The following is a 21,142-nucleotide window of genomic DNA, read 5'->3' on the forward strand; positions in this document are numbered from 1 at the left end:
GCGGGATTCGGCGGCGGCTCAGCGATGCTTCGCCGGCTCGTTCGGAATGCCCTCGATCGGGCACTCCGGCGTGCCGACGGTGGTGCGCGTGAACGACTCCACCATCTCGCGCGTGCCTTCAGGGTCGTTGATCCACTGCGTGTAGAAGTTGTAGGGGCAGGCTGCCACGCCCTTGTCGCCGTCGCCCGAGTTGATGGTGCCGGTGTAGCCGCGGTGCACGAGCTTGAACAGGTGGTTCTGCGACTGGCCGTTCTTGCGCGCGTCGCGGATGAGGCTCATCGACAGCTCGGCGTAGTTGATGCCCATCTCTTCCTCGCCGCATTCGCCGAGCGTGCGGCCGTCGAAGCCGATGAGCGCGGAGTGGCCGAAGTACGAGTACACGCCGTCGAAGCCGGCCGCGTTGGCCACCGCCACGTAGGTGTTGTTCATGAAGGCCATGGCCTTGGACACCAGAATCTGCTGCTCCTTGGCCGGGTACATGTAGCCCTGGCAGCGGATGATGAGTTCGGCGCCGCGCATCGCGCAGTCGCGCCAGATCTCGGGGTAGTTGCCGTCGTCGCAGATGATGAGGCTCATCTTCATGCCCTTGGGGCCATCGCTCACGTAGGTGCAGTCGCCCGGGTACCAGCCCTCGATGGGCACCCACGGCATGATCTTTCGGTACTTCTGGACGATCTCGCCCTGGTTGTTCATGAGGATCAGCGTGTTGTAGGGCGCCTTGTTCGGGTGCTCCTCGTGGCGCTCGCCGGTGAGCGAGAACACGCCCCACACGTTGGCGCGGCGGCAGGCGTCCGCGAAGATCGCGGTCTCCTCGCCGGGGATGGCCGACGCGGTGTCGTACATCTCCTTGGCGTCGTACATGATCCCGTGCGTGGAGTACTCGGGAAAGATCACCAGGTCCATGCCCGGCAGGCCGCGCTTCATGCCGACCAGCATTTCGCCGATCTTGCGTGCGTTGTCCAGCACCTCGGCCTTGGTGTGAAGGCGGGGCATCTTGTAGTTGACGACCGCGACGCCGACGCAATCGTTGCTGCTCGAAATATCACCATGTCTCATGACGCTGCTCCTGAAGGGTGGTTGAGGAAAAAGAGGGAAGGGCTACACGGTCAGGAAAGACCTGACCTTGTCCTGGTCGAGCGTGGCGCGTGCTTCGTCGTGCACGATGCGGCCGCGATCGATGACGAGAAAGCGGTCGGCCAGGTCGAGCGCGAAGCTCAGCACCTGCTCCGACACCACGACGGCGAAGCCACGCTCGGCGCGCAGCACGTTCAGCGTCTGCGCGATCTCCTTGATGATCGAAGGCTGGATGCCCTCGGTGGGCTCGTCGAGGATCAGCACCTTCGGCTCCGAGATGAGCGCGCGCGCAATCGCCAGCATCTGCTGCTGGCCGCCCGAGAGGTTGCCGGCCTTGCGCTGCTTCATGTCCTTGAGCACGGGGAAGAAGGTGTAGAGGTAGTCGGGCACCGTGCGGTGGCCCGACCTCGCGGCCCCCGCGAGGATGTTCTGCTCCACCGTGAGGAACGGAAACACCATGCGCCCCTGCGGCACGAAGGCCAGGCCCTGCGCCACGCGCTGGTAGCTGGGCAGCTTTGTGAGTTCGGCGCCGCCCAGGCGGATGTGGCCGCCGCGCGCGGGCAGCAAGCCGATGAGCGACTTCAGCAAGGTGGTCTTGCCCATGCCGTTGCGGCCCATGATGGCGACCGCTTCGTCGGGTGCGACGCGCAGCGACACATCGCGGATGACGTGCGATTCGCCATACGCCACATTGAGGTCGGAGACTTCGAGCATGTGAATTTCTCCTTCTTCTCAATGGCCGAGGTACACGTCGATCACGCGCGGGTCGGCCTGCACTTCGGCGGCTGTGCCTTCGCTCAGCAACTTGCCCTGGTGCAGCACCGTGACGCGGTGTGCGATGCGCTTGACGAAGTCCATGTCGTGCTCGATGACGACCACCGACTTGCCGGCCGAGATGCGCCGCAGCAGGTCGCCCGTCTGCTCGCGCTCGCGCGGACTCATGCCGGCCACGGGCTCGTCGAGCAGCAGCAGCTCGGGCTCCTGCATGAGCAGCATCCCGATCTCGAGCCACTGCTTCTGCCCGTGGCTGAGCTGCCCGGCGCGATGGCCGAGCCGCTCGCTCAGGAAGACCTGCTCGGCCATCGCGTCGATGCGTTCGCGCACGGCGGGCGTGCGGCGAAAGGTCAGCGACTGCAGCAGGCCGTGCATGCGCGGCAGCGAAATCTCGAAGTTCTCGAGCACCGTGAGGTCTTCGTAGACCGAAGGCGTCTGGAACTTGCGGCCCACGCCGGCGCGCACGATCTCGTACTCGTTCAGGCGGCCGAGGTCCTGGCCGTTGAACAGCACGCGGCCCGCGCTGGGCTTGGTCTTGCCGCACACCATGTCGAGCAGCGTGGTCTTGCCCGCGCCGTTCGGGCCGATGATCACGCGCAGCTCGTTGCGCTCGACCGAGAGGCTCAGCCCGTCCACGGCCTTGAAGCCGTCGAAGGACACGGTGAGGTCTTCGATGCGCAGGATCTGTTCGTTCGAGTGCGAGAACGCCGCCGCCGCTTGCGGCATGCCCCCGTTGGGCATGGTCATCGTGGCGTTCATGGCGCCACCTCCACTCCACGTCGGCGCATGAGCTTTTCACCCAGGCCCGCGAGCCCGTTCGGCATCGCCCACACGACGAGGATGAACACAGCACCGAGGAAGTACAGCCAGCCTTCGGGAAAGGTCTCCGACAGGTACGACTTGAGAAAGCCGATGAGCAGGGCGCCGATCACTGCACCGGGGATCGACAGCCGCCCGCCGACCGCCGCGTAGATCACCATCTCGACGGAAGCGACCACGCCGATCACGCCCGGCGCAATCAGCCCCACCTGCAGGCTGTAGAACGCCCCGCCGATGGCCGACAGCACGGCTGCCACCGCGAACACGAAGGCCTTCATGTGCGCCGTGTTGTAGCCGCTGAAGCGCACGCGATCTTCCTTGTCGCGGATGGCGATCAGCAGCTTGCCGAAGCGGCTGCGCACGATGGCGAGCGACACCATCATCACCAGCGCGATGGCCGCGACCTCGACGAAGTACATCGTGCGCTTGGCCTCGTCGGTCGCGATGTCCCAGCCCAGCAGTGTGCGGAAATCGGTGATGCCGTTGGCACCGCCGGTGTCGCCCTGCTGGCCGACCACCACCACCGTGAGCGTGAGTGCGAGCGACAGCGTGACGATCGCGAAGTACACGCCGCTCACGCGCCGCTTGAAGATCGCGTACGAGAACACATAGGCCAGCACCGCGGGAATCACGAGGATGCCCACGACCGTCCAGCCCAGCGAGTGGAAGGGCTGCCACCATGCGGGCAGCTGCTCGACGCTGCTCCACACCATGAAGTCCGGCAGTTCGGGTGCGGAGGCTTCGAGCTTGAGGAACATCGCCATCATGTAGCCGCCCAGGCCGAAGAACATGCCCTGGCCCAGGCTCAGCACGCCGCCGTAGCCCCAGGTGAGCACCACGCCCACCGCGACGAACGCAAAGGCCAGGTACTTGCTGATGAGGTTCAGGCGGAACGGATCGAGCGTGAGCGGCAGCACCACGGCCAGCAGCACCAGCACCGCCACCATCGCGCCGAGGTCGCGTGTGCGTTGAGGAGAAAGACCGTGCATGCGTCAGCTCCTCGCGCGCGTGGCGAACAGGCCGTTGGGCCGGAAGTACAGCACCGCGATCACCAGCAGCAGGATCGTGGCCTTGGCCATCGAGCCGCTCATGAGGTACTCGAGCCAGGTCTGCGACTGCGCAATGGCAAAGCCCGAGAGCGCGGTGCCGATGAGGCTCTGCACGCCGCCGAACACCACCACGATGAACGAGTCGACGATGTACAGCTGGCCCGTGCCGGGGTTGGTCGAGCCGATCATCGTGAACACTGCGCCCGCGATGCCCGCCAGGCCCGAGCCCAGCGCGAAGGTCATCGCGTCGACGCGGTGCGTGTCGATGCCCACCGCGCCGGCGATGGCGCGGTTCTGCGTCACCGCGCGCACCTTCAGCCCCCACGGCGTGCGGTACAGCAGCAGGTACACGCCGACCGCGACGAGGGCCGTGAGCCCGACGATGAAGATGCGGTTCAGCGGCAGCTGGATGCCTGCCGTCGGCTCCCATGCCCCCGCCAGCCACGAGGCGAGCGGCACGCTCACTTCCTGCGCGCCGAAGATCGAGCGGTAGGCCTGCTGCAGCATGAGGCTCAGGCCCCAGGTGGCCAGCAGGGTATCGAGCGGGCGGTCGTAGAAGAAGCGGATGAAACCCCGCTCCAGCACATAACCGAACGCGAAGGTCACGGCGAACGCGAACGGAATCGCGGCGAACAGGTACAGGTCCATGAACCCCGGCGCGTAGTGCGCGAAGAAGCGCGCCGCCAGGTAGGTCATGTAGGCGCCGAGCGCCATCAGCTCGCCGTGCGCCATGTTGATGACGCCCATCAGGCCGAACACGATGGCCAGCCCGAGCGCCATGAGCAGCAGGATGGTGAACAGGCTCACGCCGTTGAACACCTGCATCACCGCGATGTCGAAGTTCATCGCGTTCAGACCTTCGGGAAGGGGTTGGGCTCGACCAGCTGCGGCGATTCCCACACGATGTCGAACTGCCCGTCGGGCCGCGCGCGGCCCACGCGCACCTTCTTCCACACGTGGTGGTTGGTGGCGTGCACGCGCACCGTGCCTTCGGGCGCCTCGATCTCCACGCCCGCGGCGGCGGCCGTGACCTTGTCGACCTCGAAAGACTTGGCCTTTTCCACCGCCAGCTTCCACAGGTACACGCTGTTGTAGGCCACCTCCATCGGATCGCCGATCACGCGGTCCTGCCCGTACTTGGCCTTGAAGGCCTTCACGAACTTTTCGTTGGCCGGCGACTTGATGCTCTGGAAGTAGCCCATGCAGGCGTAGTAGCCCGCGGCGTTGTCCTTGCCGATGCCGTCGATCTCGTTCTCGGACACCACGGTCGACAGCAGCACCTGCTTGGCGCCGTCGAGGCCCGCCGCGCGCAGCTGCTTGTAGAAGGCCACGTTGGAGCCGCCCACCACCGTGCTGTAGATGCAGTCGGGCTTGGCGGCCTTGATCTTGTTGATGATCGACGAGAACTCGGTGTGGCCCAGCGGTGCGTACTCTTCGCCGAGCACCTTGCCGCCGGCTTTCGCGATGGCGGGCTTGGCGATCTTGTTGCAGGTGCGCGGATAGATGTAGTCGGAGCCCACGAGGAAGAAGTTCTTGCCCTTCTCGCGCGCCATCCACTCCACGGCCGCGATCACCGACTGCGTGGCTTCCTGCGAGGGGTAGAACACGCGCTTGTCCTGCTCCTGGCCTTCGTAGTAGGTCGGGTAGAACAGCAGGCCCTTGGCCTGGTTGAGCACTGGCAGCAGCGCCTTGCGCGAGGCCGAGGTGTAGCAGCCGATGATGGCCGCGACCTTGTCGCGCTCCAGCAGCTTGCGGGCCTTCTCGGCGAACACCGAGTTCTCGCTCGCGCCGTCTTCGACCACGGCCTCGATCTTCTTGCCCAGCACGCCGCCCGCGGCGTTGATCTCTTCGATGGCCAGCTTTTCGGCATCGACCAGCGAGGCCTCGGCGATGGCGATGGTGCCCGAGAGCGAGTGCAGCAGGCCGAGCTTCACGGTGGCGCCGTCCTGCGCGCGGGCCAGGCCGGCCACGCCGCCGGCGGCGCCCAGCACGATCATCGAGCCGCCCGTCTTCACGATCTGGCGGCGGTTGAAAGCGTTCGTCATGTCAAATTCCTTTGCTTTGGTTTTGTGCGAGTCATCAGGAACATCCGACCTTCGGAACCGCGGGGTGGGTGTCTCCTCCCGCCGCGCGGCCCCTGCAAACGAGCGCAGTGCTGCCAGTGCTTTTTCTTCGGGCAAAGCTGCGCCACCGGATGACGCGCATCCGTTTTGAAAAGGCGTTGTTGCGACCGAAAAAACAAAAAAGCCCGAACCGGTGGTGAAACCGGTTCGGGCTTTATTGCCCGACACCTCGCTGGCAGCACTGGCAGCGGGCGTCGTATGACTGGGAACGATTGCTCGTTGGGGCGGATTCTTCTCGCCTCACCCCGGCGTGAACATACGCTTTTTCGCTAATTGGCGAAAGGGCGGTGCGTGTGCTATTCGCGCGCAGCGCCTGCGTGAATCAGAGGCGGCTAGCTGCGCGGGCGCGCGTAGTCCGACTCGATCCACGCGGTCGCGCTCGAGGTCGTGAGCCGGAACGCGGGCGACACGTTCACGCTCGCCAGTTCCGAATCGTCGGCATCGTCGTACGCCGTGAGCGTGGCCGAGGGGTTGTCTTCGTCGGGCACGATCGACAGCGCCACGCGAATGCGCTGGTCGTTGCGCGCGGTGACCGTCACGCTCTTGTTGAGCGTGGCGTGCAGCTGCTGCTCGTGGCGGCGGATCACCTCGGCGGCGGTCTTCACCAGCGTGTGGAAGGCGGGGGTGTCCAGCGGCTTGGGGTTCTTCTTGTCGCGGCCCATGGTCCAGGGGCCGACGAGCGCGGGCTCGGGGTCGCCGTGGCGGGTCATCTCGACGGCCCAGCCGTCGTCTTCCTCGTTCTTGATGATGCGGGCGGTCCAGAGGTCGTCGCGCCAGAGGCGGGGTTCCTGCAGGGGGAGGTGGTCGGGGGAGTCGGTCGTCGTCATTCAGGGAGAAGCTTTGGGTCTTGCGCGGGGCATTGTCGCCCGGGGCGCGGGGGCCGCCGCCGCGCCAACGTACTGTTGCAAGCCCTCGACCAGCGCATCGAAGGCCACGCGGCAGCGCGGGCTGTGGCGCAGGTCTTCGTGCATCGTGACCCAGGTGTCGAGCTTGAGCGAGAGCGCGCGCGGCAGCAGGCGCACCAGCGCGGCGTCGCGCTTCGCCAGGCCCACCTGGCACACGCCGATGCCCGCACCCGCGCGGATGAGGGCCAGCTGCGCGAGGTCGCTGTCGGTGCGCAGCGCAAAGGCGTCGCGCGTGAAGCCCGTGGCCGACTTGAGCGACTTGATCGCCTCGCGCACGAAGGCCGAGGGCTGGTCGTAGCCGATGAGCGCGTGCGCCGCCAGGTCGTCGGGCGTGCGCGGCGTGCCGTGGCGTGCGAGGTAGCTCGTGTGCGCATGAAAGCCCAGCTCGATGTTCCCGATGCGGCGCGCCACCAGCTGCGCCTGCCGGGGCCGCACCATGCGCACGGCGATGTCGGCCTCGCGCCGCAGCAGGTCTTGCACGCGGTTGGTCGACACCAGCTCGACCTTCAGCGCCGGATGCGCCTCGCGCAGCCGCGCCACGACGGGCGGCAGCACCTCCACCGCGACCACCTCGCTGACCGACACCCGCACCACGCCGCGCACGCCGTCGCCCTGGCTGCTGGCCGCGCGCTGCAGCGAGGCCGCGGTGCTTTCCATGGCCTCGGCGTGCGTGCGCAGCGCCAGCGCCACCTCGGTGGGCAGCAGGCCCACCTGCGAGCGCGTGAAGAGCACCACGCCGAGCGCCTCTTCGAGCGCCGCCACATGGCGCCCCACGGTGGGTTGCGTGATGCCGAGTGCGCGCGCCGCGCCCGAGAGCGAGCCCTCGCGCAGCACGCCGAGGAAGGAGCGGTACAGCTCCCAGCTGATGTTCCATGTCATACAGAAATGTATGGCCGATGGCATATGTTCGGCAATTCCATTCGAACCCCATCCTGCCCAGAATTCGTCCATCGATCACTCTTCTGGAGCATTTCATGGCAGGCAACGACAACACGGTTCTGGTGCTGGGCGCTACGGGCGGCATCGGCGGCGAGGTGGCGGGCCAGCTGCGCGATGCAGGCTGGCAGGTGCGCGCGCTGAAGCGCGGCGCCACCGAGGGGAAGCGCGACGGCATCACCTGGATGGCCGGCGACGCGATGGACGCGCAGGCCGTGCGTCAGGCCGCCAAGGGCTGCGCGGTCATCGTGCATGCGGTCAACCCGCCGGGCTACCGCCGCTGGTCGGAGCTGGTGCTGCCGATGCTCGACCACAGCATCGCCGCCGCCAAGGCCGAAGGCGCGACCCTCGTGCTGCCCGGCAACGTCTACAACTTCGGACCCGACGCGTTCCCGCTGCTGGCCGAAGCGTCGCCGCAACATCCCGCCACGCGCAAGGGCGCGATCCGCGTCGAGATGGAGCGGCGCCTCGAGGCCGCGAGCCGCGAGGGCGCGCGCGTGCTGATCGTGCGCGCCGGCGACTTCTTCGGCCCGAAGGCCGGCAACAACTGGTTCTCGCAGGGGCTGGTGAAAGCGGGGCAGCCGGTGCGGGCTGTGAGCTACCCGGGCGATGCGGGCGCGGGCCACCACTGGTCGTACCTGCCGGACGTGGCGCGCACCATGGTCGAGCTGCTGGCGCGGCGCGACCGGCTCGAAGCCTTCGCGCGTTTCCACATGGCCGGGCATTGGGACCCCGACGGCACGCGCATGAGCACCGCCATCCGCAGCGTGGTGGCGCGCCGCACTGGCGCCGAGGTGCCCGTGCGCGCCTTTGCGTGGGGGCTGCTGACGCTGGCCTCGCCCTTCGTCGCGACCTTTCGCGAACTGCGCGAGATGCGCTACCTGTGGCGCACGCCCGTGGGCATGGACAACGCGAAGCTGGTGGCTTTTCTGGGACGCGAGCCGCACACGCCGCTCGAAGAAGCCGTGGAGGCGGCGCTCGACGGCATGGGGTGCCTGCCGACGGCACCGGTGGCCGTCGCGGCCTGAACGTGCGTCAGAACACCGACAGGCCGGTGCGCGCCACGAACATCTCCAGCGCCTTCATGCCCAGCAGCGAATTGCCCGTGGCGTCGAGTGCCGGCGACCACACGCACAGCGTGAGCTTGTCAGGCACCACGGCGACGATGCCGCCGCCCACGCCGCTCTTGCAGGGCAGGCCGATCGAAAAGGCCACGTCGCCGGCCGCGTCGTAGGTGCCGCAGGTGAGCATCAGCGAATTGATGCGGCGCGTCTGCCGCTCGCCCGTGACCTCGGGCTCGCCGGCGATCGGGTGGGCGCCGTCGCGGCACAGGAAGGCGGCGGCGCGTGCGAGCTGGCGGCAGCTCATGCGCAGCGCGCACTGGTGAAAGTAGGTGTCGAGCACCTCGGCCACGTCGTTGTCGATCTTGCCGAAGCTCTTCATGAAGTTGGCCAGCGCCACGTTGCGAAAGCCCGTGTCGGCCTCCGACTGCGCCACCTCGCCGTCGAAGCCGATGCGCTCGCCGCACAGGCTGCTCATGAGCGCGAGGATGTCGGTCTTGGCGCTGCCGCCCTTGGCTTTGGCCTGGCTCACGAGCCGGTCGGCCACCGCGATGGCGCCGGCATTGATGAAGGGGTTGCGTGGCTTGCCCTGTTCGTTCTCCAGCTGCACCAGCGAGTTGAAGGGGTTGCCCGAGGGCTCGCGTCCGATGCGCTCCCACAGCGCGTCGCCCATGCGCTGCATGGCGAGCGTGAGCGTGAAGAGCTTGGACACGCTCTGGATCGAGAAGGGTGTTTCGAAGTCGCCCGCGCCGGCTTCTTCGCCGTCGCAGGTGCGCAGCGCAATGCCGAACTGCCGCGCATCGACGCGCGCCAGCGCCGGGATGTAGCTGGCCACGGTGCCGCCCTGGCCGAGCTGCAGGCGCAGGGTGGCGACGATCTCGTCGAGGACGGGCTGGAATCGGGTCGGGGTCTTCGTGCTCATGCCGAGCGTTGTACCGCAGGCCGCCGGTTCACCAGCACGATGCCCAGCGCCACGCCGATCAGCGCCACCACCAGCTGCAGTGTGAGCGGCTCCTTCAGCAGCGCCACGTCGAAGATCAGCGCGAACAGCGGCGTGAGGAAGGTGAAGGACGACATCTGCGTGGCCGGGTAGTGCCGCAGCAGCCACATCCACGTGAGGTAGCTGGCAAACGCGCCGACCACCGTCTGCAGGCCGATGGAGGTCCAGGCCCAGGCGGAGTACGACAAGCCCCAGGTCTCGCCCAGCGCGAGCGACAGCAGGGGGCACGCGGCGGCGGTCACGGCCACTTGGTAGAACAGCGTTTTCTCGGCGCTGGCCGTGGCCAGGCGCGTGGTGCGCAGCGTGAGCGTGGTCAGGCCCCAGAGCATGCCGGCCGCCAGGGCCATGCCGTCGCCGATGAGCTGCGACGAACTCATGTGGCCGAAGCCCTCGCTGAAGGCCAGCACCACGCCCGCGAAGGCGATGAACAGGCCCAGCCACTGGAAGCCGCGCAGCCGTTCGGCCGGCACCCAGCGCGGCAGCAGCAGCGACACCCAGAAGGGCGCGGTGTAGAGGAACACGGTGAGCCGCGAGGCGCTGGTGTGCTGCAGGCCCAGGTAGATGCCGGCGAACTCGCCCGCGAACAGCAGGCCGGCCAGCAGCCCGGGCCACAGCGTGCCGTCGCGCTCGAACAGCGGCACGCGCCGCACCGCGCACCACAGCCACAGGAGCGCGACCGCGCCGACCATGCGCACCGTGGCCTGCCACAGCGGCGGCACCTCGGTCACGGTGGTCTTGATGAGGATCTGCTGCAGGCCCCAGAACGCGCAGCAGACGATGAGCAGGCCGATGGCCAGGGAGTCGAGGTGGGTCTTGCGCTGGATCATTCGCGGTCAATCGGTGGCGGCAGGGGCGGCGGAAGGGCCGCCGAATTCATCCGATGATCGTATCGCGACGGCGCCAACGCCGTGCGACGTCGCTCAGTGCCCGGCCAGCGGGTAGGGCGGCTTGCCGCGCGTGCCCACCATCAGGTCGGGCACCACGGTCTCGACGTCGGGCACGGTGCGCGCCGCGCGTTCGAGCTTCCGGGCCAGGGCCGCATCGGGCACGCAGCCCTGCAGGTAGACCCAGCGGCGCTGCACCGTGACCCACACGCTGCTGCGGCGCACGCCGGGCACGGCCAGCAGCGCGGCGCGCACCTTGGGCGCGAGCGGCTTGTCGTAGCGGTAGGCGTTGCTGTCGGTGCACTTGCCGGCGAGCCAGCAGCTGGTGCCGCGCTCCAGCCGCGAGTGGGTTTGCGCGCGGCGTTCCTCGGCGGTGTAGTACGGGCCCTGGGGCATGGGACAGGCCGGCAGGCCCGTGGCGACCTGGAAGAAGGGGTCGTCGAACCAGTTCTGCCGCAGCGGTTGCGGCGATGGCGGCTCGGGCGTGCCCTGCGCCGTGGCAATCCGCGCGGCGAGCAGCAGGACGGCCAGCAGCGTGGGGCGGTTCACAAGGGATGCTCTGTGTAGAAGCGCCCGCCGTGGAACAGCAGCGGCGAGGCGTCGGGGTCGTGCATGCAGCGCTCCACCTCGCCCACGAAGATCACGTGGTCGCCTTCGTCGTAGCGGCTGCGGTTGAAGCACTCGAAGCTGGCCGCCGCGCCTTGCAGCACCGGCGCGCCGCCCAGGCCTTCGGTGTAGGCCACGTCGGCCCAGCGGTCGATGTTCTTGGTGGCGAAGCGCTCCGCCAGCGTCTTCTGGTTGGCGGCCAGGATGTTGACCGCGTAGTGCGAGCCGGCGCGCAGCGCGGACATCGACGCGGCCGCGCGCGCCAGGCTCCACAGCACCAGCGGCGGCGCAAGCGACACCGAGTTGAACGAGTTGGCCGTGAGGCCGACCAGGCTGCCGTCGGCCGCGCGCGCGGTGACGATGGTCACGCCGGTGGCGAACATGCCGAGTGCCTTGCGAAATTCGCCGGGCGAGAAGGTGGGGGGCTGGGCCCGGCGGGAGGTGGTCACGGGAGAACGGACGGCAAGGCGGTGAGCGGCAAAGGAGCGGCCATTTTGGCTCAGGCCTTGCCGGGCTGCTTGGCGGGGCCGAGCAACTCGGTCACCAGCCGGGTATAGACCGTGGCGGCGGCCGTGGGCGTGCGGCCCGCCAGCGTCACCAGGCTGTAGTGGGTGCGCATGCGCGACAGGCCCGTCACCGCCAGCGGCGCGAGCGCGGCGGTCTCGGGCGTGAGGCCGGGTGCGTGGGGCGCGAGGATCACCGCGTGCGCGGTCAGCGCCAGGTGCCGCAGCGTGTCGGCGTCGTCGCAGGTCACGTTGAACACGCCGCGGTCGGTGCGGCGGATCTGCCGGTCGAAATACGCGGCCACCTCGCTGGGCAGGTGCGGGCCGGCCACGGGGTAGTCCATGAGCTGTTCGAGCGTGAGCGGCGCCGGTTGCTTCAGCAGCGGGTGCCCGGGCCGCACGAAGAAGGACACCGGCACGTTGGGCAGCCGCACGAGCTTGAGGCCCGACGGTTTCTTCAGGTCGCGGGTGTCGGCAATGAACAGGTCGATCTGGCGTTTGTGCAGCCGCTCGCACAGCGTGACGGTGTCGGCCACTTCCATGCGCATCAGCAGCTGCGGGTGGCGCTGCGTCATGAGCGACAGCGCCGCGCGCCCGAGCAGGCCGGCCGCGAACGGGCCCAGGCCCACGTCGAGGCTGCCGAGCGTGAGGCCTTCGAGCTGCTGCACCTCGCGCTGGATCTGCCGCGCGTCGGCGACCAGCTCGCGGGCCCGCGCCAGCACCAGCTCGCCGGCCTGCGTGAAGCGCACGGTGCCGTAGGCGCGGTCGATGAGGCGGGCCTTCAGCGCCTGCTCCAGCGCGTCGATGCTGCGCGACAGCGCGGGTTGCGACAGGTGCACGGCCTGCGCGGCACGCCCGAAGCTGCCTTGCTCGGCGAGGGCGATCAGGTGCTGGAGGTGGCGCAGCTGCATTTTGCGTTCTGGTTCAAAAGCAAGATCACATTTTGCATTTGCCAAGGGGTTGGGTGCTTCCGAGAATCGGCCACGGCTTCCCCGTGCTTTCCCGTGCCCCGTCGTTCGACAGACAACAACCCCGAGACATCGATGACCCGCATTGCTTCCGTGCCTACCCGTTTCTCCCTGGCCCTCGTCGCCTGGGCCTGTGCCTTCACTGCCATGGCGCAGCCGGTGGTGGCGCCCAAGGCGGCCGAGGCCGTCACGCTGAAGGCCAACGCCGACATGGCGAAGGCGCTGCCGTTTGCCAACAAGCAGGACTTCGAGGACGCGATGCGCGGCTTCATCGGCACCGTGCCCGACGCGCTGGTGACGGGCAGCGGTCCGCGCCCGGTCTGGAACATGAAGCCCTACGACTTCCTGAAGGCGAACGAGGCGGCCGACACGGTCAACCCGAGCCTGTGGCGGCAGGCGCAGCTCAATGCCATTCACGGCCTGTTCAAGGTGACCGACCGGGTCTACCAGGTGCGCGGTTTCGACCTGGCGAACATCACCATCGTCGAAGGCGACACCTCGCTGATCGTGATCGACCCGCTGCTGGCCGCCGAGACGGCGCGCGCCGCGCTCGAGCTGTACTACCAGCACCGCCCGAAGAAGCCGGTCGGCACGGTGATCTACACGCACGGCCATGCCGACCACTTCGGCGGCGTGAAGGGCGTGGTCAGCGAGGCCGACGTGGTTGCGGGCAAGGTGCAGGTGATCGCGCCTTCGGGCTTCATGGAGTCGGCGGTGGCCGAGAACATCCTGGCGGGCAACGCGATGAACCGGCGCTCGCAGTACCAGTTCGGCACGCTGCTGCCGCCGGGTGCGCGCGGGCAGGTCGACACGGGGCTGGGCAAGGCGCTGGCGCGCGGCAGCGTGACGCTGATCGCGCCCACCTCGACCATCGAGAAGACCACCGAGGAGCGCACCATCGACGGCGTGCAGATCGTGTTCCAGCTGGTGCCGGGCTCGGAGGCGCCGTCCGAGATGCTCATGTACATGCCGCAGTTCCGCGTGCTCAACATGGCCGAGGACGTGACGCACAACATGCACAACCTGTACACGATCCGCGGCGCCGAGGTACGCGACGGCAACCTGTGGGCCAAGTACATCGACGAGGCCCGCGTGGCCTTCGGCGACAAGACCGACGTGCTCATCGCGCAGCACCACTGGCCCACCACGGGACGCGCGCGCATCGTCGACCTGCTGAAGAAGCAGCGCGACATGTACAAGTTCATCAACGACCAGTCGCTGCGCCTGCTGAACCATGGCTACACGGCACCCGAGATCGCCGAGACGCTGCGCATGCCCGCGAGCCTGGAGCAGGAGTGGTCCACGCGCGGCTACTACGGCACGCTGCGCCACAACGCGAAGGCGGTCTACCAGAAGTACCTGGGCTGGTACGACGCGAACCCGGCCAACCTGAACCCGCTGCCGCCGGTGGCGCAAGCGAAGAAGACGGTCGAGTACATGGGCGGCGCCGACGCGGTGGTGGCGCGTGCCCGCGACGATTTCAAGAAGGGCGAGTACCGCTGGGTGGCGAGCGCGATGAGCCAGGTGGTGTACGCCGACCCGGCGAACCGCGCGGCACGCGAACTCGGCGCCGACGCGCTCGAACAGATGGGCTACCAGTCGGAGGCGGGCACCTGGCGCAGCGCCTACCTCGTGGGGGCGATGGAACTGCGCAATGGCGTGCCGAAGATCCCGGGCGGCAGCAGCGCGAACGGCGACACGCTGAAGGCGGTGAGCAACGAGCTGTTCTTCGACTACCTCGGCGTGCGGCTCGACGCGGCCAAGGCCGAAGGCAAGACGATGGTGGTCAACTGGAACTTCACCGATTCGAACCAGAAGTTCGTGCTGACGCTGGAGAACTCGGCGCTCACGCATGTGAAGAACCAGCAGGCCGCCGGTGCGGACGCTACCGTCACGTTGAGCCGGGCGACGCTCGATGCGATCACGCTGAAGCAGACGACCTTTCCTGAGGCGGTGCAGTCGGGGCAGGTGAAGATCGATGGCAACCGCGCGAAGCTGGGTGAGCTGTTCGGGATGCTCGATAACTTCGACCTGATGTTTCCTGTGGTCGAACCTCGGAAGTAGGTTTTTCAGGGCGCGTGCACAGGCCACCGGGTACTTCCCTCCGCGAATGTCCTCCGGCCTGCGGCCTCCCCCTTGTACCGGGACTTCTCGCGCGGTCAAGCACGGGTTCAGGGTTGTTTTCTTGCCATGCTGTATTGCCTGCAAGGCGGTGAGGATCGAGTCGCAACGAAACGAGGAACAGACTGCACATCTACCGACGGTCTTGTTGCACGGGCGTGTGGCCGTGCGGACCCAGATACGAACCGCTCAGCGGGGCTCCATTCATTTCTCGTGATGCCCACTTCAATTGGCATCACCAAGGGGGAGTCGAGCTTGCCCGCTGCCGGTCTGACCTGTTCATTGCATCTTGGAACTCACGTCTGGCAAACAAACAAACATCAACAAAGGCTCTTCGAACAGCTCGCGCTACACCGCGATGACCGCAGCGATGGCGCCTGGTGGTTTGGTACTGACGTGGTGCGCATCGAAGGCCCGCCCGCGTGCGAACACGGCCCACAGGATGCGCGCATTCTTGTTGGCCAACGCCACCACGGCCTTCTGCCACCCGGAGCGCTCGCGCAAGGCCTGCACCCAGCGCGAGATCGGGTCGTCGCGTCTGTGCGCCGTCAGCACGATCGACTTGGCCCCCTGAATTAGCAGCGTGCGCAGGTACGCGTCGCCTCGCTTGGTGATGCGCCCCAGGTTGTTCTTGCCGCCGCTGGAGTTCTGTCGGGGCGTCAGGCCCAGCCAAGCGCCGAACTGCGCACCATTTTTGAATTGCTTGAAGTCGCCCACCGTGGCCACCACCGCGGATGCCGTGACCGGTCCCACGCCCAGCAACTGCTCGGCCTGGCGCACCTGATCGCTGGCCTTGCCGTGTGCAGCGATGCGCTCGTCGCACCATCGCAGGTGTGCATCGAGTTCTTGCCATTGCGCATAGGCCCGCTGCAGCGTCAACCGGGCCAGAGCGCCCAGTTCATTGCTGGCATCTTCCATCGCGTCGGGAAGCACCTGGCGCAGCGCCTCGGGGCTTTGGGCGAACACCAATCCGAACTCCGCCAACAGGCCCCGGATGCGGTTGATGCAGGCGGTGCGGTCTGCCTTGACGCCCTCTCGCAGGCGGTGAGTGCACAGCATGCTTTGCTGCTCCACGCTCTTGATCGGCACGAAGTGCATGTGCGGGCGCGAGGCCGCCTCGCAGATCGCAGCGGCATCGTTGGCGTCGTTCTTGCCGCTCTTGCCTTGGAGGCGATAAGGCACGACGTGCGGGGCGGCAATGATGCGGGCATCCAGCCCCAGAGCAAGCAGCTTGCGCGCCCAGTAATGGGCGCTGGAGCTGGCCTCCATGGCGATCAGGCAGCCTGCCGACAGTTGCACACACCAAGCCAGGAATTTATCGCGTGCCAAGGCGCGCCCCTGTGACGCGCAAGCCCGCGGCATTGACCGCAAAGACCTGGATCACGCGCTTTGCCAAATCCACGCCGACTCGGGTAATCTCGTTCATAGGGCTTCTCCTTTCAAAGGTTTCAGATTGACTTCGCAAATCAATCTTGGCACTCGATGCCGTGACCAGAAAGCGAGAAGTCCCTTCGCATTCATTTCGCTGCGGGAAGCACCCAGTGTCCTGCGCACACCGAGCGCGGTCGTTGTGCGGGTCGATCAACGACCGCACTGCCCAACGCTCACGTCGATGGGGTGCCTTGCGCAGCGAAATCAAGGAGGAGCCCGAAGGGCGGGGGACATTCGCGGAGCAAGGTTCCCCGTCGGCGGGAGTGTCGCCCTGAATGACCCTGAGCTATCCGAAGAACCAGTAGCAGACCGCAATGGCGGCCACCACCCCCGCCAGCTCGGCCAGCAGTGCGCACGCCACCGCATGCCGCGCGCGCTGGATGCCTACGGCCCCGAAGTACACCGCCAGCACGTAGAACGTGGTCTCGGTGCTGCCCTGGATGGTGGCGGCCACCAGCGCGGGGAAGCTGTCGACGCCCTGCGTCTTCATGGTCTCGATGAGCATGGCGCGGGCCGCGCTGCCCGAGAAGGGTTTGACGAGCGCCGTCGGCATCGCGTCGACAAAACGTGCGTCCCAGCCGCCCGCCTGCACCAGCCAGCGCAGGCCGTCGAGTGCGAAGTCGAGGGCGCCCGAGGCGCGCAGCACGCCCACCGCGCACAGCATCGCGACGAGGTACGGCAACAGGTTCTTCGCGATGTCGAAGCCTTCCTTCGCGCCCTCGACAAAGGCCTCGTAGACCTTGATGCGCCGGATGGCCCCGGCCGCCAGGAACACGATGATCACGCTGAACAGCGTCAGGTTGCCCAGCAGCGACGACAGCGAGGCGATGGCCGCGGCCGAGAGCGTGCCCAGGAGCGCCATGAAGCCGCCCAGCAGCAGCGCGCCCGGCACGAGGTAGGCCAGCACCACCGGGTCCCACAGCCGCAGGCGCTGCGCCACCGCCACCGTGAGCAGACCCACCAGCGTCGACGCGCTCGTGGCCAGCAGGATGGGCAGGAACACCAGCGTCGGGTCGCTCGCGCCCTGCTGCGCCCGGTACATGAAGATGGTGACGGGCAGCAAGGTCAGTGACGAGGCGTTGAGCACCAGGAACAGGATCTGCGCGTTGGTGGCCGTCACGGGGTCGGGGTTCAGGCGCTGCAGCTCGCGCATGGCCTTCAGGCCGATGGGGGTGGCGGCGTTGTCCAGCCCCAGCGCATTGGCCGCGAAGTTCATCGTGATGAGCCCGAGCGCCGGGTGCCCGGCCGGCACGCCCGGCATCAGGCGCCGGAACAGCGGCCCGAGCAGACGCGCGAGCCAGCCGACGAGGCCGGCGGCTTCGGCGATGCGCAGGAAGCCCAGCCACAGCGTGAGCGTGCCGAACAGCAGCACCATCACCTCGACGGCCAGCCGCGCCATCGTGAACAGGCTTTCGACCAGCGCCGCGAACACGGTCGGGTCGCCGCCGACGAGCCAGCGTCCCAGCGCTGCCAGCGCCGCCATCCCGAAGAACCCCAGCCACAACCCATTGAGCACGCGTTTTTTCCTTCTTTTCGTTGGCTGCCGTGTGTGCCGTTGATCATAGGGCGGAGCTACAGTGCGACCCATGGCCGCCGCGCTCTCCCGCCTCCGTCGCTTCGTCGCCCTGGTGTCGACGGGGCTGGCCATCGCCTGGCTCGCGGGCTGCGCCAGCCTGCCGCCGCCGCAACCGCACCCGGTGCTCACGAATGCGATCACCGACGTGGCCGACACCGACCTGGGCCGGCTGGCCGCCAAGGACGCGCCGCAGGGCAGCGCGGTGCCGCTGTCGGGCTTCCGGTTGCTGCCCGAGGCGGCGTTTGCGTTCGACGCGCGCATCTCGTTGGCGCGGCACGCCGAGAAGTCGCTCGACGTGCAGTACTACCTCATCAGCAACGACGACGTCGGCCTGCTGTTCCTCAAGGAGCTGCGCGAGGCCGCCGCGCGCGGCGTGCGCGTGCGGCTGCTGGTGGACGACCTCTACACGGGCGGCGAGGACGAGGTGTTCAGCACCCTCTCGGCCTTTCCGAACATCGAGGTGCGGCTGTTCAACCCGCTGCCGTCGCGCGCCAGCTCGCTGCCCGCGCGGCTGCTGTTCTCGCTGGGCGACTTCGGCCGCATCAACCACCGCATGCACAACAAGCTGCTGGTGGCCGACAACAGCTTCGCGGTCTCGGGCGGGCGCAACATCGCCAACGAGTACTTCATGCGCAGCACGGCGGCGAACTTCATCGACATGGACGTGCTCTCCAGCGGGCCGATCGTGCGCCGCATGTCCGAGGGCTTCGACCGCTACTGGAACAGCGACCACGCCTGGCCCATCGAGCGCATCGTGCCGCAGCGCCTGCCGCTCGAAGAAGCCCAGCGGCGCTTCGATGCCCTGGCGCGTGCGGCCGTGCCCGACGTGCCGATGCAGCCGCGCGACGTGCTGGGCAAGTCGCCGGTCGGCGAGCAGCTCACCACGGGCCGCATCGACCGCTACTGGGCGCCGGCCACGCTGTTCGTGGACGACCCCGACAAGATCACGCGCAAGGCCGAGGCGGCCTACGGCGGCAGCGTGACCGAGGGCGCGCTCGGCGTGATCCAGGCGGCCAAGCACGAGGTGAAGATCGGCTCGCCGTATTTCATTCCGGGCGCGCGCGGCATGGCGATGATGAAGACGGCCATCGAGCGCGGCGGGCGCATCACGGTCATCACCAACTCACTGGGCGCCACCGACGAGCCGCTGGCCTACGCGGGCTACGAGCGCTACCGCGCCGACATGCTGAAGATCGGCGTGACCATCTACGAGATCGCGCCCACGCTCTCCGGGCGTTCGGGGCGCTTCGGCGATTTCGGCAAGTCGATCAGCCGGCTGCACGCCAAGCTGGCCATCGTGGACGACCAGCGCTTTTTCGTCGGCTCGATGAACCTCGACCACCGCTCGGCCGCCGTCAACACCGAGATGGGGCTGGTCATCGACAGCCCGCGGCTGGTGCAGGACTACGACAAGCTCATGAACGGCGAGCGCGTCAACCTGGGCTACCGGCTGCGGCTCGCGCCGGGCGGGCGGCGCGTGCAGTGGCTGGAATACGACGATGCCGGCGGCGACATCGTGCACGAGGACGAACCGGGCGAATTCCTCTGGCTGCGCTTCAAGAACTGGCTGCTGCTGCCCATCGTGGGCGAGGAGCTGCTTTAGGGTTTGTCATGACCGATCCAGTGAGGTGCGTTACATTTCTGTTTGAAATGTGAACTTTTGTCACCGACTATTGGAGGCTTTGATCATGACCGTCCCCGTGCCGCGCGAGTCGACCGCGCCGCTTTCCACCAGCCGCCGCCGTGCCCTTTCCGGGCTGGCCGCCACGACGGCCGCCGCGGCCGGCGTCGGGCTGGGATTTCCGGCGTTCGCGCAGAACCGTGCGATCCGCATCGGGACGACCTTCGACAACAGCAGCGTGGAAAAGGCCAACGGCCAGGGGCTGTACCAGGGCTCCAGCGCGTTCTTCAACGCGCTGAACAAGGCCGGCGGCCTGCACGGCAGCAAGGTCGAACTCGTGATGGCCGACGACACCTTCAAGCCCGACGTGGCCAAGGCCAACGCGCTGGCCTTCGAAAAAGACAGCTCGGTGCTCGCGCTGGTGCACCCGCTGGGCACGCGCCAGACCGCCGAGGTGATGGACGCGGTGCCCGGCATGGCCGTGGTCGGCCCGATCACCGGCACCATCGCGCTGCGCAAGAAGACCTCGCCCAACACCTTCTGGGTGCGCGCCAACTACGACCAGGAGGTCGACAAGCTGGTGAGCACGGCCGCCGTGCTGGGCCAGACCCGCATCGGCCTCGTGCATTCGAACGACCCGCTGGGCCAGTCGGTGCTGGCGGCGTTCAAGAACGCGCTGGCCAAGGCCAAGCTGGAGCCGGCGGTGATCGCCACCACGCCCAACACCACGAGCATGGAAGTGGGCCCGGCCGCCGAAGCCATCGCCAAGGCCAAGCCGCAGGTGGTGGTGGTCGGCCTGGCCGGCACGGCGCCGGTGTTTTTGAAGGCGCTGCGCGGCGCGGGCAACAGCAGCTCGGCCTACGGCCTGTCGATCACGGCCAGCGCGCTGTCGGCCATGGGCGACCTGGCACGCGGCCTAGGCTTCGTGATCGTGGTGCCGTCGCCGTACTCGACCAAGTTCGAGATCGTGCGCCGCTACCAGGCCGACATGGTGGCCAACGGCACCAAGGACTTCTCGCTGACCAGCCTGGAGGGCTACATGAACGCCGCCGTGCTGGCCGAAGGCCTGCGCCGCGCCGGTCCTTCGCCGACGCGCGCCGCCGTGCTCGGCGGCATGGCGAGCATCGAGAACTTCGACCTCGGCGGCGTGAAGATCAACTACGGCCGTTCGAACCGCGAAGGCGGCCAGTTCGTGGACGTGGCCGTCATCGGCAGCCGTGGGCAGATGCTGAGCTGATGCCGGTGAGGCGTACCGCGCGCTGCGGCGTGCGGTAGCGCCTGCCGGTACGCCGGCACCAGCGCGCGCCTTTCGCCGGGCGACGTGCTTACAGTGCGGCCATGACCCTCGAACTCATCCTGGGCCTCGGCCTGCTGGCCCTGGTGTTGATGGACCTGGCCCTGTTCTTCCTCGTGCGCTGGGCCGTGCTGCGCGAGCACCTCGGCCCGCTGGCGGCCAGCCTGGTCTACGGCCTGTGCCTGGCCGCGCTGCCGTACTTCGTGTGGTGGGGCCTGGGCACCCACGTGCTGTTCGGGCAGGACACGACCTTCCTCGCGCGCGTGGTGGACATCGGCCTGGCCTTCATCCTCTACACCTGCCTGTGGCTGTCGTGGGGCGTGAGCCTGATCGCCGCAGGGGTGGCGTCGTGGCGTTTCTTCGCCGGAGCCCGGCGGATCGGCCTGCTGGTCTGACG

The 21,142-nt window shown here is 67.9% G+C and carries 19 protein-coding genes and 1 pseudogene; 5 read left to right on the forward strand and 15 right to left on the reverse strand.

What is annotated here, in order from left to right; genetic code table 11:
• Positions 1-18 precede the first annotated feature (18 nt).
• The 8 genes from IG196_RS31525 to IG196_RS31560 all read right to left on the reverse strand — a co-directional run bounded on the left by IG196_RS31525 (position 19) and on the right by IG196_RS31560 (position 7,623).
• Entirely contained in the window at positions 19-1,056 is a 1,038-nt protein-coding gene (locus IG196_RS31525) for an aliphatic amidase (protein ID WP_192194376.1), read from the reverse strand.
• A 42-nt stretch (positions 1,057-1,098) separates the two neighbouring features.
• Positions 1,099-1,788, reverse strand: coding sequence for an urea ABC transporter ATP-binding subunit UrtE (gene urtE, locus IG196_RS31530; RefSeq protein WP_192194377.1), 690 nt, complete (start codon positions 1,786-1,788; stop codon positions 1,099-1,101).
• An 18-nt stretch (positions 1,789-1,806) separates the two neighbouring features.
• Complete coding sequence (gene urtD, locus IG196_RS31535; protein ID WP_099797328.1) at positions 1,807-2,574, reverse strand: urea ABC transporter ATP-binding protein UrtD; 768 nt, start codon at positions 2,572-2,574, stop codon at positions 1,807-1,809.
• A 29-nt stretch (positions 2,575-2,603) separates the two neighbouring features.
• A complete protein-coding gene (gene urtC / locus IG196_RS31540) occupies positions 2,604-3,656 on the reverse strand; it encodes an urea ABC transporter permease subunit UrtC (protein WP_192194378.1) in 1,053 nt (350 codons plus the stop codon).
• Between the two features lie 3 nt (positions 3,657-3,659).
• Positions 3,660-4,562: an urea ABC transporter permease subunit UrtB gene (gene urtB, locus IG196_RS31545; protein ID WP_225616864.1), complete on the reverse strand. Its 903-nt coding sequence runs from the start codon at positions 4,560-4,562 to the stop codon at positions 3,660-3,662.
• Between the two features lie 5 nt (positions 4,563-4,567).
• Entirely contained in the window at positions 4,568-5,761 is a 1,194-nt protein-coding gene (gene urtA, locus IG196_RS31550; RefSeq protein WP_192194379.1) for an urea ABC transporter substrate-binding protein, read from the reverse strand.
• Positions 5,762-6,171: 410 nt separating this feature from the next.
• Positions 6,172-6,666: a hypothetical protein gene (locus tag IG196_RS31555; protein WP_095948507.1), complete on the reverse strand. Its 495-nt coding sequence runs from the start codon at positions 6,664-6,666 to the stop codon at positions 6,172-6,174.
• Complete coding sequence (locus IG196_RS31560; protein WP_192194380.1) at positions 6,667-7,623, reverse strand: LysR family transcriptional regulator; 957 nt, start codon at positions 7,621-7,623, stop codon at positions 6,667-6,669.
• Between the two features lie 95 nt (positions 7,624-7,718).
• Between IG196_RS31560 and IG196_RS31565 the strand changes: the two genes are divergently transcribed.
• Positions 7,719-8,708 carry an NAD-dependent epimerase/dehydratase family protein gene (locus IG196_RS31565; protein WP_192194381.1) on the forward strand — a complete coding sequence of 330 codons (990 nt, stop codon included), beginning with the start codon at positions 7,719-7,721 and terminating at the stop codon, positions 8,706-8,708.
• Positions 8,709-8,715: 7 nt separating this feature from the next.
• Here the strand turns inward: IG196_RS31565 and IG196_RS31570 are convergent, their stop codons facing one another.
• The 5 genes from IG196_RS31570 to IG196_RS31590 form a co-directional block, all read right to left on the reverse strand.
• Positions 8,716-9,663 carry a glutaminase gene (locus IG196_RS31570; RefSeq protein ID WP_192194382.1) on the reverse strand — a complete coding sequence of 316 codons (948 nt, stop codon included), beginning with the start codon at positions 9,661-9,663 and terminating at the stop codon, positions 8,716-8,718.
• A complete protein-coding gene (locus IG196_RS31575) occupies positions 9,660-10,568 on the reverse strand; it encodes a DMT family transporter (RefSeq protein WP_192194383.1) in 909 nt (302 codons plus the stop codon). Before IG196_RS31575 ends, IG196_RS31570 begins: the two co-directional genes overlap by 4 nt.
• A gap of 93 nt (positions 10,569-10,661) precedes the next feature.
• Positions 10,662-11,174, reverse strand: a complete 513-nt coding sequence (locus tag IG196_RS31580) for a BON domain-containing protein (protein ID WP_192194384.1) — start codon at positions 11,172-11,174, stop codon at positions 10,662-10,664.
• Entirely contained in the window at positions 11,171-11,680 is a 510-nt protein-coding gene (locus tag IG196_RS31585; protein ID WP_101490556.1) for a flavin reductase family protein, read from the reverse strand. Before IG196_RS31585 ends, IG196_RS31580 begins: the two co-directional genes overlap by 4 nt.
• Positions 11,681-11,730: 50 nt before the next feature.
• Positions 11,731-12,645 carry a LysR family transcriptional regulator gene (locus IG196_RS31590; protein ID WP_192194385.1) on the reverse strand — a complete coding sequence of 305 codons (915 nt, stop codon included), beginning with the start codon at positions 12,643-12,645 and terminating at the stop codon, positions 11,731-11,733.
• A gap of 132 nt (positions 12,646-12,777) precedes the next feature.
• Between IG196_RS31590 and IG196_RS31595 the strand changes: the two genes are divergently transcribed.
• Positions 12,778-14,766 carry an alkyl/aryl-sulfatase gene (locus IG196_RS31595; RefSeq protein WP_192194386.1) on the forward strand — a complete coding sequence of 663 codons (1,989 nt, stop codon included), beginning with the start codon at positions 12,778-12,780 and terminating at the stop codon, positions 14,764-14,766.
• A 405-nt stretch (positions 14,767-15,171) separates the two neighbouring features.
• Here IG196_RS31595 and IG196_RS31600 read toward each other — a convergent pair.
• Together IG196_RS31600 and IG196_RS31605 are read right to left on the reverse strand one after the other, a co-directional pair.
• Positions 15,172-16,249, reverse strand: a pseudogene (locus tag IG196_RS31600) (IS110 family transposase).
• Between the two features lie 291 nt (positions 16,250-16,540).
• The gene (locus tag IG196_RS31605; protein WP_099794478.1) at positions 16,541-17,770 is read right to left on the reverse strand and encodes a nucleoside recognition domain-containing protein; all 1,230 of its coding nucleotides are present in this window, start codon (positions 17,768-17,770) and stop codon (positions 16,541-16,543) included.
• A gap of 70 nt (positions 17,771-17,840) precedes the next feature.
• Here IG196_RS31605 and IG196_RS31610 point away from each other — a divergent pair, with 70 nt between their 5' ends.
• The 3 genes from IG196_RS31610 (at position 17,841) to IG196_RS31620 (ending at position 21,140) form a co-directional block, all read left to right on the forward strand.
• Positions 17,841-19,433, forward strand: coding sequence for a phospholipase D family protein (locus IG196_RS31610; RefSeq protein ID WP_101490552.1), 1,593 nt, complete (start codon positions 17,841-17,843; stop codon positions 19,431-19,433).
• 85 nt (positions 19,434-19,518) lie between these two features.
• On the forward strand, positions 19,519-20,688 hold the full coding sequence (locus tag IG196_RS31615; RefSeq protein ID WP_101490551.1) for an ABC transporter substrate-binding protein: 1,170 nt from the start codon (positions 19,519-19,521) through the stop codon (positions 20,686-20,688).
• A gap of 101 nt (positions 20,689-20,789) precedes the next feature.
• On the forward strand, positions 20,790-21,140 hold the full coding sequence (locus tag IG196_RS31620) for a hypothetical protein (protein ID WP_192194387.1): 351 nt from the start codon (positions 20,790-20,792) through the stop codon (positions 21,138-21,140).
• Positions 21,141-21,142 lie beyond the last annotated feature (2 nt).

The organism is Variovorax sp. 38R, from assembly GCF_014843395.1.
In the GTDB taxonomy this organism is placed as follows: Bacteria; Pseudomonadota; Gammaproteobacteria; order Burkholderiales; family Burkholderiaceae_C; genus Variovorax; species Variovorax paradoxus_H.

Coding starts and splice junctions, on each gene's coding strand:
- IG196_RS31525 (WP_192194376.1), bottom strand. CDS start 1,056: ATGAGACATGGTGATATTTCGAGCAGCAACGATTGCGTCGGCGTCGCG.
- urtE (WP_192194377.1), bottom strand. CDS start 1,788: ATGCTCGAAGTCTCCGACCTCAATGTGGCGTATGGCGAATCGCACGTC.
- urtD (WP_099797328.1), bottom strand. CDS start 2,574: ATGCCGCAAGCGGCGGCGGCGTTCTCGCACTCGAACGAACAGATCCTG.
- urtC (WP_192194378.1), bottom strand. CDS start 3,656: ATGCACGGTCTTTCTCCTCAACGCACACGCGACCTCGGCGCGATGGTG.
- urtB (WP_225616864.1), bottom strand. CDS start 4,562: ATGAACTTCGACATCGCGGTGATGCAGGTGTTCAACGGCGTGAGCCTG.
- urtA (WP_192194379.1), bottom strand. CDS start 5,761: ATGACGAACGCTTTCAACCGCCGCCAGATCGTGAAGACGGGCGGCTCG.
- IG196_RS31555 (WP_095948507.1), bottom strand. CDS start 6,666: ATGACGACGACCGACTCCCCCGACCACCTCCCCCTGCAGGAACCCCGC.
- IG196_RS31560 (WP_192194380.1), bottom strand. CDS start 7,623: ATGACATGGAACATCAGCTGGGAGCTGTACCGCTCCTTCCTCGGCGTG.
- IG196_RS31565 (WP_192194381.1), top strand. CDS start 7,719: ATGGCAGGCAACGACAACACGGTTCTGGTGCTGGGCGCTACGGGCGGC.
- IG196_RS31570 (WP_192194382.1), bottom strand. CDS start 9,663: ATGAGCACGAAGACCCCGACCCGATTCCAGCCCGTCCTCGACGAGATC.
- IG196_RS31575 (WP_192194383.1), bottom strand. CDS start 10,568: ATGATCCAGCGCAAGACCCACCTCGACTCCCTGGCCATCGGCCTGCTC.
- IG196_RS31590 (WP_192194385.1), bottom strand. CDS start 12,645: ATGCAGCTGCGCCACCTCCAGCACCTGATCGCCCTCGCCGAGCAAGGC.
- IG196_RS31595 (WP_192194386.1), top strand. CDS start 12,778: ATGACCCGCATTGCTTCCGTGCCTACCCGTTTCTCCCTGGCCCTCGTC.
- IG196_RS31610 (WP_101490552.1), top strand. CDS start 17,841: ATGGCCGCCGCGCTCTCCCGCCTCCGTCGCTTCGTCGCCCTGGTGTCG.
- IG196_RS31615 (WP_101490551.1), top strand. CDS start 19,519: ATGACCGTCCCCGTGCCGCGCGAGTCGACCGCGCCGCTTTCCACCAGC.
- IG196_RS31620 (WP_192194387.1), top strand. CDS start 20,790: ATGACCCTCGAACTCATCCTGGGCCTCGGCCTGCTGGCCCTGGTGTTG.